General features: G+C 43.4%; 13 protein-coding genes. 8 read left to right on the top strand and 5 right to left on the bottom strand.

Annotated elements, in window-relative coordinates:
• Nucleotides 1-16 precede the first annotated feature (16 nt).
• From cmk to PHF32_05635, 8 genes are all read left to right on the top strand, one after another.
• Nucleotides 17-700: a (d)CMP kinase gene (gene cmk, locus PHF32_05670; GenBank protein ID MDD4560208.1), complete on the top strand. Its 684-nt coding sequence runs from the start codon at nt 17-19 to the stop codon at nt 698-700.
• Nucleotides 691-1578: a 4-hydroxy-3-methylbut-2-enyl diphosphate reductase gene (gene ispH, locus PHF32_05665; protein ID MDD4560207.1), complete on the top strand. Its 888-nt coding sequence runs from the start codon at nt 691-693 to the stop codon at nt 1576-1578. The genes cmk and ispH overlap by 10 nt, the downstream gene beginning before the upstream one ends.
• A complete protein-coding gene (locus tag PHF32_05660; GenBank protein MDD4560206.1) occupies nt 1572-3776 on the top strand; it encodes a 30S ribosomal protein S1 in 2205 nt (734 codons plus the stop codon). The genes ispH and PHF32_05660 overlap by 7 nt, the downstream gene beginning before the upstream one ends.
• Before the next feature lie 44 nt (nt 3777-3820).
• Entirely contained in the window at nt 3821-5002 is a 1182-nt protein-coding gene (locus PHF32_05655) for a phosphatase PAP2 family protein (protein MDD4560205.1), read from the top strand.
• Between the two features lie 73 nt (nt 5003-5075).
• Complete coding sequence (locus PHF32_05650; protein MDD4560204.1) at nt 5076-5675, top strand: LemA family protein; 600 nt, start codon at nt 5076-5078, stop codon at nt 5673-5675.
• Between the two features lie 769 nt (nt 5676-6444).
• Nucleotides 6445-7296 (top strand): mechanosensitive ion channel family protein, encoded by an 852-nt coding sequence (locus PHF32_05645; protein MDD4560203.1) that lies wholly within the window; start codon nt 6445-6447, stop codon nt 7294-7296.
• Complete coding sequence (locus PHF32_05640) at nt 7293-8003, top strand: HAD family hydrolase (protein MDD4560202.1); 711 nt, start codon at nt 7293-7295, stop codon at nt 8001-8003. The genes PHF32_05645 and PHF32_05640 overlap by 4 nt, the downstream gene beginning before the upstream one ends.
• A 3-nt stretch (nt 8004-8006) precedes the next feature.
• Nucleotides 8007-8423, top strand: a complete 417-nt coding sequence (locus tag PHF32_05635; GenBank protein MDD4560201.1) for a secondary thiamine-phosphate synthase enzyme YjbQ — start codon at nt 8007-8009, stop codon at nt 8421-8423.
• Nucleotides 8424-8482: 59 nt separating this feature from the next.
• Here PHF32_05635 and PHF32_05630 read toward each other — a convergent pair whose 3' ends face one another.
• The 5 genes from PHF32_05630 to PHF32_05610 form a co-directional block, all read right to left on the bottom strand.
• Nucleotides 8483-9010, bottom strand: coding sequence for a hypothetical protein (locus PHF32_05630; GenBank protein ID MDD4560200.1), 528 nt, complete (start codon nt 9008-9010; stop codon nt 8483-8485).
• Nucleotides 9011-9182: 172 nt separating this feature from the next.
• Nucleotides 9183-10394, bottom strand: a complete 1212-nt coding sequence (locus tag PHF32_05625) for an ABC transporter permease (GenBank protein ID MDD4560199.1) — start codon at nt 10392-10394, stop codon at nt 9183-9185.
• Complete coding sequence (locus PHF32_05620; GenBank protein MDD4560198.1) at nt 10394-11143, bottom strand: ABC transporter ATP-binding protein; 750 nt, start codon at nt 11141-11143, stop codon at nt 10394-10396. Before PHF32_05620 ends, PHF32_05625 begins: the two co-directional genes overlap by 1 nt.
• Nucleotides 11143-12429, bottom strand: coding sequence for an efflux RND transporter periplasmic adaptor subunit (locus PHF32_05615; protein MDD4560197.1), 1287 nt, complete (start codon nt 12427-12429; stop codon nt 11143-11145). The genes PHF32_05620 and PHF32_05615 overlap by 1 nt, the downstream gene beginning before the upstream one ends.
• Nucleotides 12430-12432: 3 nt before the next feature.
• The gene (locus tag PHF32_05610; GenBank protein ID MDD4560196.1) at nt 12433-13677 is read right to left on the bottom strand and encodes a TolC family protein; all 1245 of its coding nucleotides are present in this window, start codon (nt 13675-13677) and stop codon (nt 12433-12435) included.
• Between the last annotated feature and the right edge of the window lie 310 nt (nt 13678-13987).

Raw genomic sequence — 13987 nt, 5'->3', positions numbered from 1 at the left:
GAGATTAGTATTGGATATGAGTAGAATTATAATCGCAATCGATGGACCTGCCGCCTCCGGTAAGAGTACTGCTGCGAAGCTTTTAGCTGGCAAGCTGGGCTATGTTTATCTGGATACAGGCGCAATGTATCGCGCTTGTGGGCTTGCCGCAAAGCAGAGTAATACCGACATTGAAGATCCCCAGGCATTATCCATACTGATGAACTCGATAAATATCGAAATCCAATACAATGAACAAGGTAATCGTACAATTCTGAACCATATAGATGTGTCTCAAGCAATCCGGGAACCAGAGATATCCCGTCTGGCTTCAGCAATCTCCGCGAAAAGATTGGTGCGTGAGAAAATGGTCGAACTACAGAGACAGATGGGTAAAAACAGTGGTGTGATCTTGGATGGAAGGGACATTGGAACCGTGGTCTTTCCCCAAGCAGAATTGAAGTTCTTTTTGATTGCCCCGGTAGAAGTGAGGGCAAAACGAAGGTATCTGGAACTGAAGGAAAAAGGTCTGAATCCCGATTATGAAGTAGTGCTGCGAGAAATGGAAGAAAGAGATAAAGCGGACAGTTCCAGGGCATTGGCACCTCTAGTACCAGCCTCTGATGCAATCCAGATTGATACTGGTTCCTTGACCATAGATGGACAGGTGGACCTGCTTTATTGTCATTACTTGAAACGTATGGACGAGTTATGCAGATAAGATTGGCATGTTATTCTGGGTTCTGTTTTGGAGTAAGACGAGCCATCCAGCTTGCCAAGGAAGCAGTGCAAAAAGGGAATAAAGTATATAGTTTGGGCGAACTGATTCACAATCCCCAATATGTGCAAGAGCTTCAATCCAAAGAGTTAAAAATGGCTAATTCTGCTAAAGAATTGCATAACAGTGTGGTGATTATACGTTCTCACGGCATCACCAAAGAAGAATACGACGTTTTGATAGCACAAGGCAACACAATTGTGGATGCCACATGCCCTTATGTAGCCAGGACTCATGAATTGGTAAAACAAGCGAATGCAGAGGGCTATCCGGTCCTAATCCTGGGAGACCCCAAGCATCCTGAAGTAATCGGGATGAAAAGCTTTGGTGACGCCAATACCATTGTAGTAGCGCCTGGTGAGCCTGTGCCAGATATAATGGCAAATCGAATCTGCGTGATCTCTCAGACTACTCAGAAACTTGAGCACCTGAGGACGTTGGTTACGCAGTTGATACCCAAAGTGATCGAGTTGAAGATTCATAACACAATCTGCCTGGCTACAGGCCAACGGCAGAATTCCAGTGCAGAACTGGCCAAAGTAAGCGATATGATGGTGGTTATTGGAGGAAAACAAAGCTCCAATACTAGAATGCTGGCTAAAGTATGCTCGGAATACTGCCCTACTATCCACACTGAGACAGGTGAAGAACTATCTGCCGAAAGCTTTGGAGATAAGCAACGAATCGGGCTTGCAGCTGGAGCCAGTACTCCGGAAGCGCAGATTGTAGATGTGTACAATAGAATTTTGAAAATAAATGGGGAGGAATGCCTAGCAACCGGTATTCAGAATATCCCCTTGTTTAAGGAGGAATCATGTTAAATCATGATCAAAACCCAGTCGATCCCGAGATCATACTCGAAGGTGAAGACACAGCGTCGAAATCAACGGAAGTAGAAACAGTGCTCGAAAACAACGAAGAGCCGAAACAAGAAGAAGCAACCCCTGAAGCAGAAGTAATTGAACCTGAAGAAGCTGTTGAAGCAACGATCCAGGAAACAGAACCGGAAGCCGTAACGACCGAAACAGAACCACAAGTAGCTCTCAGCCCTGAAGAAAGGGAACATGAAGACATGCTGAGCATGTATGAAGAGTCATTCTCCAATTTCAAAGTTGGCGAGATTATCGAAGGCACTATAGTGGATATCTCAGATAAGGAAGTCCGCGTAGACATTGGCTTCAAAAGCGAGGGAGTGATCCCGATATCCGAATTTGCCTATAGCGGTCCTCCGGAACGTTACAGCAAGATCAGAGTGTATATCAACAAGATTGAGAGTGGTGACGGTCGCCTGCAGCTTTCCAAAAAGAAAGCCGATTACCAAGAAAACATCGAGCGCATCAAGAAAGCTAACGAAAATGGGAATGCCATACCAGGCATTATCCGTCGTCGCGTAAAGGGCGGAATGATTGTAGAGGTTTACGGCATCGAAGGATTCCTTCCCGGAAGCCAGATGTCTTTGAAGCCCATTCCCAATCTTGATCAATTCATTGGTAAAGAGTTGCAGTTCAAAGTGGTGAATCTGGATGAAGAACATAGCAATATTATCCTTTCCCGCCGCGCTGTAATGGAAGAAGAAGCAGCGCAGAAACGAGAAGAACTGCTGGGCAAGATAGAGATCGATTCCGAATTGGAGGGTGAAGTGAAAAACATCACCCAATACGGCGCTTTTATCGATCTGGGCGGTATCGACGGCCTTCTGCATCTTACAGATATGTCTTGGGGCAAGCTCAATCACCCCTCCGAAATGCTTGCTATCGGCGACAAAGTAAAAGTGAAAGTGATCAATTTCGATCCTGAAAGCAATAAAATATCTCTGGGACTGAAGCAATTAGTACCTCATCCGTGGGAGAACATTGAGATCAAGTACCCGGAAGGAACACGTATTACGGGAAAAGTGGTAAGCGTGAAGAGTTTCGGCGCTTTTGTAGAACTGGAACCCGGTGTGGAAGGATTGGTACATATCAGTGAAATGAGCTGGACCAAGAAGATTACCGATGCCCGCAAGATACTGAAGAATGGCGATACAATCAATGCCATAGTACTTGAACTGGACAAGGAAAACAAGCGTATTTCCCTTGGTATGAAGCAGATGGATCCCAATCCCTGGCTTACTATAGAAGATCGTTATCCCATAGGATCAGTACTGAAACGTAAGGTAAAGAGCCTCACTGCTTTCGGCGCATTCGTCGAGATTGAAGAAGGCATCGACGGATTGGTGCATATCTCCGATATTAGCTGGACCAAACGCATCTATCATCCCCGTGAGGTGTTTCGCAAAGGCCAGGAAGTAGAGACCATTATCCTCTCCATCGACAAAGCTCAACATCGCATTGCCCTTGGCGTAAAGCAACTTGCACCAGATCCTTGGGAAACCCTTAACCAAAACCTGCCCGTGAATTCGGAGGTGATCGGAAAGATCTCCAAACTGATTCCGAAGGGTGTTTTAGTGGATATTCCCATGAACGAAGATGTGGTGGAGGGATTTATCCCGATCTCGCATCTGGCTCTGGCAAAACTTGAGCACAGCGAAGACGCTTTCCATGTTGGTGAAGATCTACCCCTCAAAGTAATCGAACTAGATATGGAGAACCGCAGACTTATCCTGTCCGTAAAAGCATTCTTCTTCTCTCGTGATCCCAAGCTCCAGGAAGAATACATCGCAATCCACGAACAATACATGCGCGACCGCATTGCCAGATTGCAAAAAAAGAAAGCCGAGAAACAGCAGCGTGAAAAACAGGCAGCTGAAACCGAGGCCGCACAGAAAGAACGCGAAGAAACCACCAGGGCTATTCCAGAAGCGACAGATATCGAAGCAAATGAATACGCTCCAGTAGAAACAATAGCTGACATTCAAGCCGAAGAGCCAATTGTGGAAATCCCCAGCGAGGAAGCAGAAGAGATCCCCGTAGAAGAAACAGTAGAAGCTCCTGTAGAAAAGATTGTGGAAGTTCCGGCTGAAGAACCTGCAGAAACACCCACAGAAGAAGCTGCAGATGAGGTCAATAACCAAGAATAATGACTAATCCCCATAATTCGAAGGCGCCCCTTTGGGGGCGTCTTTTGTCATCTTCACACATATTGATCCCTTCGGCTATGATGGCCATCAGTGCTATATTATTCGCCATCTTTGACTGGGATGTAGATGTGCAAACCTTCTATTATAGAGACGGATGGTATATGAATGAATCCGGTTGGTTGAAACTGATATACCATTATGGAAACATCCCCGCTCTGATAGTGAGCATCGCTGCTCTGTTCTTCTTTTTCCGATCCTTTAAAACTAGTTCAATACACACAAAATACCGGAAGTTGTATCTCTTTATGGTACTAAGCATTATCCTGGGTCCAGGGCTGATAGTGAACAGTGCTTTAAAAGATAATTGGGGCCGTCCACGTCCCCGGGATTTGGAAATATTTGGCGGACGTTACAACTATGAAGCTCCCCTGCAAATCGATAAATCTACTCCAGGGAAGTCTTTCCCCTGCGGTCATGCCACAATGGGTTTCTATTTCTTTGCGACAGCTCTGGTATGCGGACTGTGGAAGCGAAGATACTATGTGATGGTAAACCTCTTTGCGCTATTCTATGGTAGTATTATCGGCTGGGTTCGCTTAATGCAGGGAGGGCATTTCCTTAGTGATGTAATCTTTTCGGGGGCAATCGTCTATGTCTCTACACATGGTTTGTGGCGGGTGATGAAACTGGATATACAGCCATATTACATAGTAGGGCAGAAGCGCATAGTATTGAGGAAATGGCATAAAGTCTTTATAGCAGCCGTGGGAGCGATGATTATTTTTGCAGTAATGCTTGCTACTCCCTACAACAAGAGTAAGACAATTAAGTTTGATGAGACAGATCATGCTTTTGTGGAGTATCGACTGCAAAAAGCAAATGTTAGTGTATCTTTCTCGGATTCCACCCATATATTTACTCAAGCTAGTGGTTTTGGTTTTCCCGGATCCAAAATCAAGCTTGTGAAGCGTGAAACTGCAGATTCACTCTACATTACTCAATCCCTCAAAGGTCTGTTTACTGAACTGAATAACGAGCTAAAAATTGTTGTAGATAGTACTGCTATAGAACTCTTTACTTTGGTTCTCGTAGAAGGCATGGTCGAGATATCCGCAGATCCGCACATTATGAATAAAATGGATACAGAGATGACCCCGGAAGCAGTATGGAAAGTCGACAAGAGATTCAGAATTAGAGCTCCTCAAATACTCTTCACCACCGATTAGTGATTTTGTTCTGGACAAGATAGCCCACCCGGACAGATTGAACCTAAATTGAATTTATGGGAGAAACCTGATTATGAAGAAAGGACTTATCGTTCTACTAGTGATAATACTGATAATCGTGTTTGCGGCAAGCTGGTTTATCAGTAGATACAATAAAATCCAACGGGAAAAAGTAAATGTAGAGACAGCCTGGGCACAGGTGGAAAACGTTTACCAATCCCGCTATGACTTGGTTCCCAATCTTGTTGCAACAGTTCAAGGAGCGGCTGATTTTGAACGGGAGACACTTACTCAAGTTACCGAAGCCAGAGCTCAGATGGGCGGGAAAATTAACCTTCCCCCGGAAGCCTTGTCAGACCCTACTGCATTCCAGCAGTTTCAAGCCAATCAAGCAGGGTTATCCAATGCACTTAGTCGCCTCATGGTGGTGGTAGAAAAATATCCGGACATCAAAGCCAACCAGAATTTCTTGCAGTTACAAGCTCAGTTGGAAGGCATCGAAAACCGCATCCGTACGGAAAGAATGCGCTATAATGATGCTGCAAAGCTCTACAATCAGATGATTGTGGTATTTCCCAACAATATCATCGCCGGCATGATCGGAGCCAAATCCTTCCAGTTCTTTACTGCCGATGCAGAAGCCCAGCGTGCCCCTCAAGTGCAATTTGATTAAGCAATTGTTTCGATTTCAATACATGGCCACTTTACGGAGTGGCCTTTTTTGTCAGTTGGTTTTGCTTGATATACTTGCTAACCTTTTTTGTGGTTGATCTACCGTTATATGAAAGAAATATATGATCTGGAGTGATACAAGTATTCAGACACCACAAAAAGTCCGCCTAAAGTCACACACATTAGGTATGTCTCCGTTACCTTCCTTAACTGATTAAGCTATGCTGAACCTGATATCATGCTGTTATCATCGAGTGACCACACGATTATCACGTGATGATATCTGCTTCAGCACCCAATGAAGCAGAGAGGGAGTAGAGCATTCATATCTGTTATTGACCCGGCATCGATTCCCATCGTATTATCAAAGCTATATTCCCTGACGACGATCAGCAATACACAACCACTGATTAGTATTCCTTGAAGGCTTAAGCAAGACAGATGCTATAGTATATCGAATTCAAGAGTGGACATAGCACACTTACAGGTTTTCTTGTGTTTGATGCTAGAGAAGTATCTTCACTCACTTCAGACATTTCCCCATTTTACCTACTTATTCTGTTTATGCAATTTTGTGTGATTAGGGCTTTGATTTGGCTGTTTACGGTTGTTAACCTGTGGCTAGACCTCAACAGAATTGCAGATTTGTGGAAAGTTATAGACAGTTCGAACGGGGAAAAGTCATCATTCTAATAAAAAGCTATAGACAGATTGGCAGGAAAAAATAAAAGTGCGCTCATGGTATTAAATAGAAATGAGGATATAAAATAATGTATGAACTATCATCCATGAATCTAATTACTGGTTTTATTACACCAGAGCGTATAAGCTTAGCAGTGCGTGTTTTATTGATAATAGTAATTGGACTTCCGACTGTTAAGGTAATACTGAAGATAGTGTCCAAGCTCATCAAAGACAAACTTTCACTTCAGTCTGAAGTATTGATTAGCAGGACGGTAAAATACCTTTTGTATCTTATCTTGGTAGTTACCATTCTCAATGAATTTGGCTTCAAGATTTCAGCGTTGTTGGGTGCTGCAGGCATATTTGGTGTAGCAATTGGTTTTGCTTCTCAGACCTCTATTTCAAACATCATCAGCGGTATCTTCCTGATCTCAGAAAAGCCTTTTATGATTGGAGATGTTGTGGAAGTAAACGGAAATACAGGAATGATTGACTCCATTGATCTTCTATCCGTGAAATTGAAGACTTTCGATGGCCGCTATGTTCGTATTCCCAACGAGACAATGATCAAGAATGACGTGATAAATATCACTCGTTTTCCCATTCGTCGGGCTCAGTTTGTTTTACCGGTAGCATACAAAGAAGATTTGCGCAAAGTGGTTGGTATTCTTCAGGAAATAGCTGATAGTATTCCTGGAGCACTAAAAGAACCTGCTCCGCTATTAGCTTTGGAAGACTTTAGTGATTCCTGTGTGAACATCAACTTCGGTGTGTGGACTGAATCTGCAAACGTAGTCAATATGAAAACTGAATTGATGCTTGCTGTCAAAGAACGCTTTGAAACTGAAGGGATTGAAATACCATTTCCTCATGTTTCGTTGTATGCAGGCCAAGCTTCTGACCCTATAAAAATACAAACAATTATAAAGGAAGTATGAATAGCATGATCGACTCCCCTCTGATTAAAGCCGTTATCTTCGATCTGGATGGTACTTTGCTTGATACGCTGGCTGATATTGCCGGCTCCATAAACAAAGGACTGGCAGAGATGGGATATCCCCAACATGAACTTGAAGCCTTCAAGGACTTTGTGGGTCATGGACAATCCGAGCTTGTACGCAATGCTCTACCCGCAACCAAGCGTAGCTCAAAGGATTTGAAGACACTTTCAGCAAAGTTTTGGGATTATTATGATATTCAGTGGTATCTTAGTACCAAGACGTATCCCGGAGTTCTATACATGATTCAGCTGGCTGTAGCTCGCAAGATCAAGCTGGCGATTCTTTCGAACAAGGCCCACTATTTCACCAAAAAGATGATCCGCCATTTCTTCCGTGGTGCTATGATTCGGCACACCAAGAATCCCTTTGGAGTATACAGTGGTGAGCAACCAGATAAACCGAAGAAACCGGATCCCACTCTTGCTTTGGAACTGGCTCAAAGACTGAAAGTAGAGCCAGATATGGTAGCACTGGTGGGAGATATGCCTGTGGACATTCAAACTGCGAAGAATGCCGGAATGCTTGCCGTGGGCGCTGCATGGGGCTTTGCAGGAAGAAAAAGACTTGAAGAAGCAGGTGCGGATATGATTTTTGATACTCCCATCGAGTTGGCGGTTTTCTTGGAGAAGCAACCTATTATTTAGCTTATGAAGAGTTACCGAAAGGAATTGTGGTTTAATACCGCAAAAAGGCGTGAGTATATCAATATCACTCCCCAGATACAAATATCCCTAGGAGAATCGGGGGTTAGGGAGGGTCTTGTACTGATTAATGCGATGCATATAACCGCAAGCGTGTTCATAAACGACGATGAAAACGGTTTACATGAGGATTTTGAGGTTTGGCTGGAAAAAATGGCTCCTGAAAAGCCCCACAAACAATATCAACACAATGGTTACGAAGATAATGCCGATGCTCACTTGAAAAGACAGATCATGGGACGCGAAGTAGTGGTTGCCATTACAGATGGTAAGCTGGACTTGGGTCCTTGGGAACAGATCTTTTATGGTGAATATGATGGAATGCGCCGAAAGCGAGTGTTAGTGAAAATAATCGGTGAATGATAATAAAAGCCCCGGAAGATACCGGGGCTTAATTATGTAGAGCATCGGGATTGACAAGCCTATTTGAAATAGTAGTAGAGGCCACTGGCAGGGATTAGCATGGAAGTATCTCCCTTGTGGTCGTGAGTGATCGGGAGTTCCACGGTTAACCGTAAATGATTGGATATCTGAAACTCAAATCCGGGTCCAATACCCACAGTCCATCTGTCTTTACTCTTCCATTCCGAGTGATCTTCATCCTCGTAAATCCGCTCTTTGCGAAATGAATAAGAACCACCGCAGATTATGTAGAAATTGGTTTTCTCTCCCATTAACAGGGGCTGTAGGTAGTTAATCCCCACCTTGACAGTTCTTTTCCCATGATTTTTTGGGAAATCTGTGTAATTGTCAAACTTTGGTTTGTCATTATCCGAACTGTATGCGGCCAAAGTGGCTTGAAACCCAAAGTTGGGATACCATTTACGAAAACTATATCCGCTACCAGTGCTGTTACCGATATGCAGACCCATACCCGTATCGTAATTATCGATAGCCACTAGTTGAATGATGCCACAAAGGAAAAGTGCCAATACAATGTTTTTAAGCATTAGGGACTCCTTTATCAATATGAGTCTATCTATGTTTCCTATAGAATAATGTCAAGCATAATAATTTCATTTTTCCTGGATACTGGTAGACGACAGTTTGTTTGAAACATTTTACCGATCTCTGAAACCATGTATGAAACATGTAGTAATGCTATATCTATTCATAACTGTGCTACTCGTAGCGGAGTGCGTCTATGAGATTCAGGTTCGCAGCTTTCTTGGCAGGATACCATCCAAAGAAGATTCCTATAGCCATGGAAAAACCGACTGAAAGAATGATGGACCACACGGTAACAGCGATATTCCAATCCATCACTTTGCTCACGATCTGCGCCGCGACAAAACCCAAAAGAATGCCAAAGAATCCTCCCAGTATGCTGATGGCCACTGCTTCGACAATAAATTGTAGCAACACGTCTCGTTTACCTGCGCCAACTGCTCTGCGAATACCGATTTCCTTTATTCTCTCGGTAACTGATACCAGCATAATGTTCATAATCCCAATACCGCCTACTAACAGAGATATTCCAGCTATGGAGGCAAGTAGAATAGTCATGGTGTGAGAGACGCTATTTGCTGTTTCAGCTAAATCGGTCTGTGATTGAACCACGAATTCTTCGCTGGTGGTACCTCTGTGTCTGGCTTGAAGCAGATCCAGTATATCCTGTTGAAGGCGATTTATAGTCTCTCTGCTTACTGCAGATACCATTATAGTCATGTTTCTCCAACGGTGACCGAGTAATCTCTGATACACTGTAGTATAAGGAGCTAAAATGGTATCGTCCTGATCTTGACCCATTACGCTTTGCCCTTTTGCCGTAAGTACTCCGGTAACGGTGAAAGGGATATTGCGAATGCGGATGATTTTCCCTACAGGATCGATATCTCCAAAAAGGTTATCGGCAACTGTTTTGCCAATAACACAGACTTTCGCACCGTTCTCTACATCTGAACCATAAAATAGATCACCAGAGGAAGTTTGCATATCTCGGATGAAGAAATAGTCCGTATCCACACCCATCACTCCGGTTCTCCAATTATTGCCCTCATACTTCAGTTGTCCGAAAGTGTTGTAAACTGGAGAGGCATACAAGACTCCATCCAATTGATCTCGGATGGCATCCACATCGTCTACCGTGAGCAGGTTTCCCCCTCCGGCTGCTTGTCTCACTGCAGATTGACTAAAGTTTGAGAACACCATGATCACGTTTGTTCCCATGGAGTTTACCTGATCTTCCACGATCTTTTGGGCACCCTGTCCTATTGCCAGCATGGCGATTACAGCTGCTACACCGATGATGATACCCAGCATTGTCAAGAATGTGCGGGTTTTGTTTCGTGTGAGTGACTTCAGCGCAATGCGAATGATACCTAATATAGACATCAATCCTCCTCATCCAGCTTTGGTAATGTAAGAAGATCATCTGCAGCTATTCGAGGTTTAGGATTCACCCTATCTGCTATAATCCCGCCATCCCGGAAAGTGATGTGACGGTGCGCATACTGGGCAATATCCGGTTCATGAGTAACTAGAACTACAGTTTTTCCTTGAGCGTGAAGCTCTTGGAACACAGCCATTACCTCTACGCTGGTGCGAGTATCCAGATTACCTGTGGGCTCATCCGCCAGGATAAAGGAAGGATCGTTTACTATTGCCCTGGCAATTGCGACACGCTGTTGCTGACCACCAGAAAGTTGATTGGGAAAGTGCTTTGCTCTATCGGCAATACCTACTATCTTCAACGCTTTCAAGGCTTTCTTATGTCGTTCCTGTAGGGAACATTTATTACAGTAGAGGAGAGGTAGCTCTACATTTTCCAGGGAAGTAGTGCGAGGAAGCAAGTAAAAGCTTTGGAACACATATCCGATTTTTTGGTTTCGAATAACTGTGAGTTCATCATCATTCATTTGATGAACGGGGATATTGTCCAATATATACTCACCTTCGCTGGCTTTGTCCAGACAACCCAAGAGATTCATGAAAGTGGTTTTACCGCTTCCGCTCGCTCCCATGATAGCAATGAAATCTCCGTTCATTACTTCCAAATCCACACTGCGCAGCGCATGGACATGGATGTCTCCCATGATGTATGTTTTAGAGAGGGCTTTTGTGCTAAGCAGTATATCTTGCATTAGAATCTTCTCATTCCTGGACCAGAATTTACGTTTGCTTGTTTTGTATCGTTGTAAATGACGCCAGTTACCAATTTAGCATCTTTATCAATACCATCAATTAGCTCCACAAACGCTCCGTCCGATACTCCGGTTTTAACGGCAACTGGTTTTGGCTCATTGGAGTCCAATACCCACACAATGTTCATTCTTTCAGGGGATTTTGGGGTCATGGCGCTATTTGCTTTGGGATCCTTACCTTTTTGAGGTATTGCGGGAATAGCGTGCGTAGTAGCAACTTCACTTTTTTGTTTCTGCATGTATTCTTGTATGGCGTTCCTACCGGCGTTTAACAGTGCATCATCCCACTTTAGCCCAAATAACTCCCAAATCTCTTTGCTGGGGCGGAATCTGGTGGCGCTTTCCGGTATTCTATTCACGTTGTCACGGGAGTTTATAATGAAGGTGACATTGGTAGTCATTCCCGGCAGCAGCAATCTATCGGGATTTGTGGCATCAATGATAACACTGTAGGTCACCACATTGGATTCTGTAGTGGGATTTAGTCTAATCTGCTGTACACTGCCTTCAAAGTGTTGATTGGGGTGAGCATCTACTGTGAATTCCACAGGCATACCCATGGTGATTTTGCCGATATCTGCTTCGTCCACACCTGCGGTAATCTGCATCTTGTCCAGATTGTTGGCAATGATGAATAAGGTTGGAGAGTTCAGGCTAGCAGCCACGGTTTGGCCCTCATCAACTGCTCTGGAAACAATAATTCCATCTATAGGGCTGGTAATATGAGCGTTAGCGAGATTCTTTTCTGCTCGTTGCAAGCTAAGGCGGGCATTAGCAAGGTTTTGTTGGGCATTTTGTAATTTAAACCTTGCTTTCTTGAGGTCATATTCCGGACTCATGTTTCGTTCGAATAATTCACTTTGCAGGCTGTAGTCCAGTTCTGCTTCTTCCAGTGCGGTTTGGTTTATGGCAAGATCACCGCGGGCAGCTTCCAGAGAAGTGGCCAGGATTTCTGTATCTAGCTTTGCCAACAACTCTCCTTTTCGAACTGGATCGTTGTAATCTTTGTATAGCTTTTCAATTTTTCCGCTTACTTCGGTTCCAACGTTTACCAATACATAAGGGTTAATGGAGCCTATGGCGGTTACTACTTCTCGAACTGATCCCAGTGAGGGGCTATCCATACGCCACTCTGGTGCTAGTTTTGCTTTGCGATAGTGGTTCCAGAGGACAAACGTGCATATAATCAGAACCAGGATTATCACGTATTTGATGTACTTCTTCATTGTTTACCATTTACCCATGATTTTTTGCGATAGCAAGTGATTTAGTTCTTCTTGTTTTTGGATAATCTGATAGCGGTTAGCATTGTATTGTATGTCCGAATCAATGTATTCTGTGCGAGTTTTATCCAGTTCCAATAGTTGGATCATTCCCAATCTATAACGCTCTTCAGCGATGCGTATCTGTTCTTGAGATTGCTCCAACCTTTCCCGGTACAATTCATCCAAGCGTAACAAGTACTCCAATTCTTGAATACTATTATCATAGTTACGCCGGGTTTGGTCTTTAATGTCCTCAATAGAAAGCAGAGTGCTTTGCTTATTTATCTTTTGGCGAGTGCTGCTTTCTTTGTTTGTAAAGAAGTTCCAGATGGAATAGGAGAGGTTTAGTCCAATTCCATGAACGGAGTTGTAGTTGTTCAGATCGAAGTCTTCACCGGATACTCGGCGTGAGTATCCATAGGATAGAGATACTTTGGGCAGATAATCCAGGTTGCTTTGAGTAAGGTTGAGATCGTTCTTTTTCAAAGAGAACTCTAGTAATTTGATCTCAGTAATGCTATCTGTGTTATAGGGAGGGATGCTTTTATCTGTATCTGTTTCGATATCCGCTAAAGGATACCCTTCGTCTTGCATTTGCGCAAGCGAAAACAACTTCGCACGAGCATTAGCAATGGTGTTTTCCAATTGAATTATGCTTATATTGCTGTTCATCACAGCGATCTCACTTTGCTTCACTTCAAAGGGAGTGGTCTTGCCCAATTGCAGCAGAACCTGGCTTTGTTCGTAAACCCTAGTTTGTATTGCCAGGTTCTCCTCCAAAGCACTTTTCCTTTTTGTGGCAGAGAGGGTCTCCAGATAAGCTTGTATTACTTGATATGCATAATCCGAGTAGCTGCGTTCTAACTCCAGATTGGCGATTTTTGAGTCCACTTCAGCTTGCTTATAATTGAAGAAAGATGCGTCGTTCAAGCTGATGGACTTACTGATTTCAATTCCAGCAGAGCTGGTCAAACCGCTTTTGGGGGAGATGGGATCAAAATCTTGATTCAGCCCGGCGTTAAGTTCTGCATTTGGTAACAGATTCCACTTAGCAGAATTTAGTGAGCTTTTTGAGCTTGTATGGTTCAACTCTTGTTTGCGGATCTGAAAACTATTCTGCAAGCCATGGTCAATCATTTGATCAAGTGTGTATTCATTTGCTGCCAACAACACAGGCAGCAAACAAAGGAGGACAAGATAACGTTTCATTTTACCTCTTATATACTAGGTCTTCCCTGGTAGTCTTTCATATTACAAGTAAGCAGTTGCTTTCCTGCAGATTTTCTACAATTGTATGTGATGAGGTACAAAAGATACGAATGAGCTTATTTGTGCAAGAGAAAACTACCATAATATCTCAAAGGGGCTCTAAAGCAGTTTGTTTATATGTATACTAGTAGAGCGTTCATAAAACAATATATCATACTCTAATCTCATCCATCTTATATCTCCACCTGAACACGACAGGCGATTGATTTAGCTCATCAATACCTTTGTAGATTCGATCAATTAGTTCTTC

This window comes from Candidatus Cloacimonadota bacterium, from assembly GCA_028706475.1.
Classification (GTDB): domain Bacteria; phylum Cloacimonadota; class Cloacimonadia; order Cloacimonadales; family Cloacimonadaceae; genus UBA5456.
This window is presented reverse-complemented; position numbering and strand designations above follow the sequence as displayed.

Bases quoted from the DNA above. Each gene is read 5' to 3' on its own strand.
- PHF32_05645 (MDD4560203.1), top strand. From the start codon at position 6,445: ATGTATGAACTATCATCCATGAATCTAATTACTGGTTTTATTACACCA.
- PHF32_05610 (MDD4560196.1), bottom strand. From the start codon at position 13,677: ATGAAACGTTATCTTGTCCTCCTTTGTTTGCTGCCTGTGTTGTTGGCA.
- PHF32_05620 (MDD4560198.1), bottom strand. From the start codon at position 11,143: ATGCAAGATATACTGCTTAGCACAAAAGCCCTCTCTAAAACATACATC.
- PHF32_05615 (MDD4560197.1), bottom strand. From the start codon at position 12,429: ATGAAGAAGTACATCAAATACGTGATAATCCTGGTTCTGATTATATGC.
- ispH (MDD4560207.1), top strand. From the start codon at position 691: ATGCAGATAAGATTGGCATGTTATTCTGGGTTCTGTTTTGGAGTAAGA.
- PHF32_05635 (MDD4560201.1), top strand. From the start codon at position 8,007: ATGAAGAGTTACCGAAAGGAATTGTGGTTTAATACCGCAAAAAGGCGT.
- PHF32_05630 (MDD4560200.1), bottom strand. From the start codon at position 9,010: ATGCTTAAAAACATTGTATTGGCACTTTTCCTTTGTGGCATCATTCAA.
- PHF32_05625 (MDD4560199.1), bottom strand. From the start codon at position 10,394: ATGTCTATATTAGGTATCATTCGCATTGCGCTGAAGTCACTCACACGA.
- PHF32_05640 (MDD4560202.1), top strand. From the start codon at position 7,293: ATGAATAGCATGATCGACTCCCCTCTGATTAAAGCCGTTATCTTCGAT.
- cmk (MDD4560208.1), top strand. From the start codon at position 17: ATGAGTAGAATTATAATCGCAATCGATGGACCTGCCGCCTCCGGTAAG.
- PHF32_05660 (MDD4560206.1), top strand. From the start codon at position 1,572: ATGTTAAATCATGATCAAAACCCAGTCGATCCCGAGATCATACTCGAA.
- PHF32_05650 (MDD4560204.1), top strand. From the start codon at position 5,076: ATGAAGAAAGGACTTATCGTTCTACTAGTGATAATACTGATAATCGTG.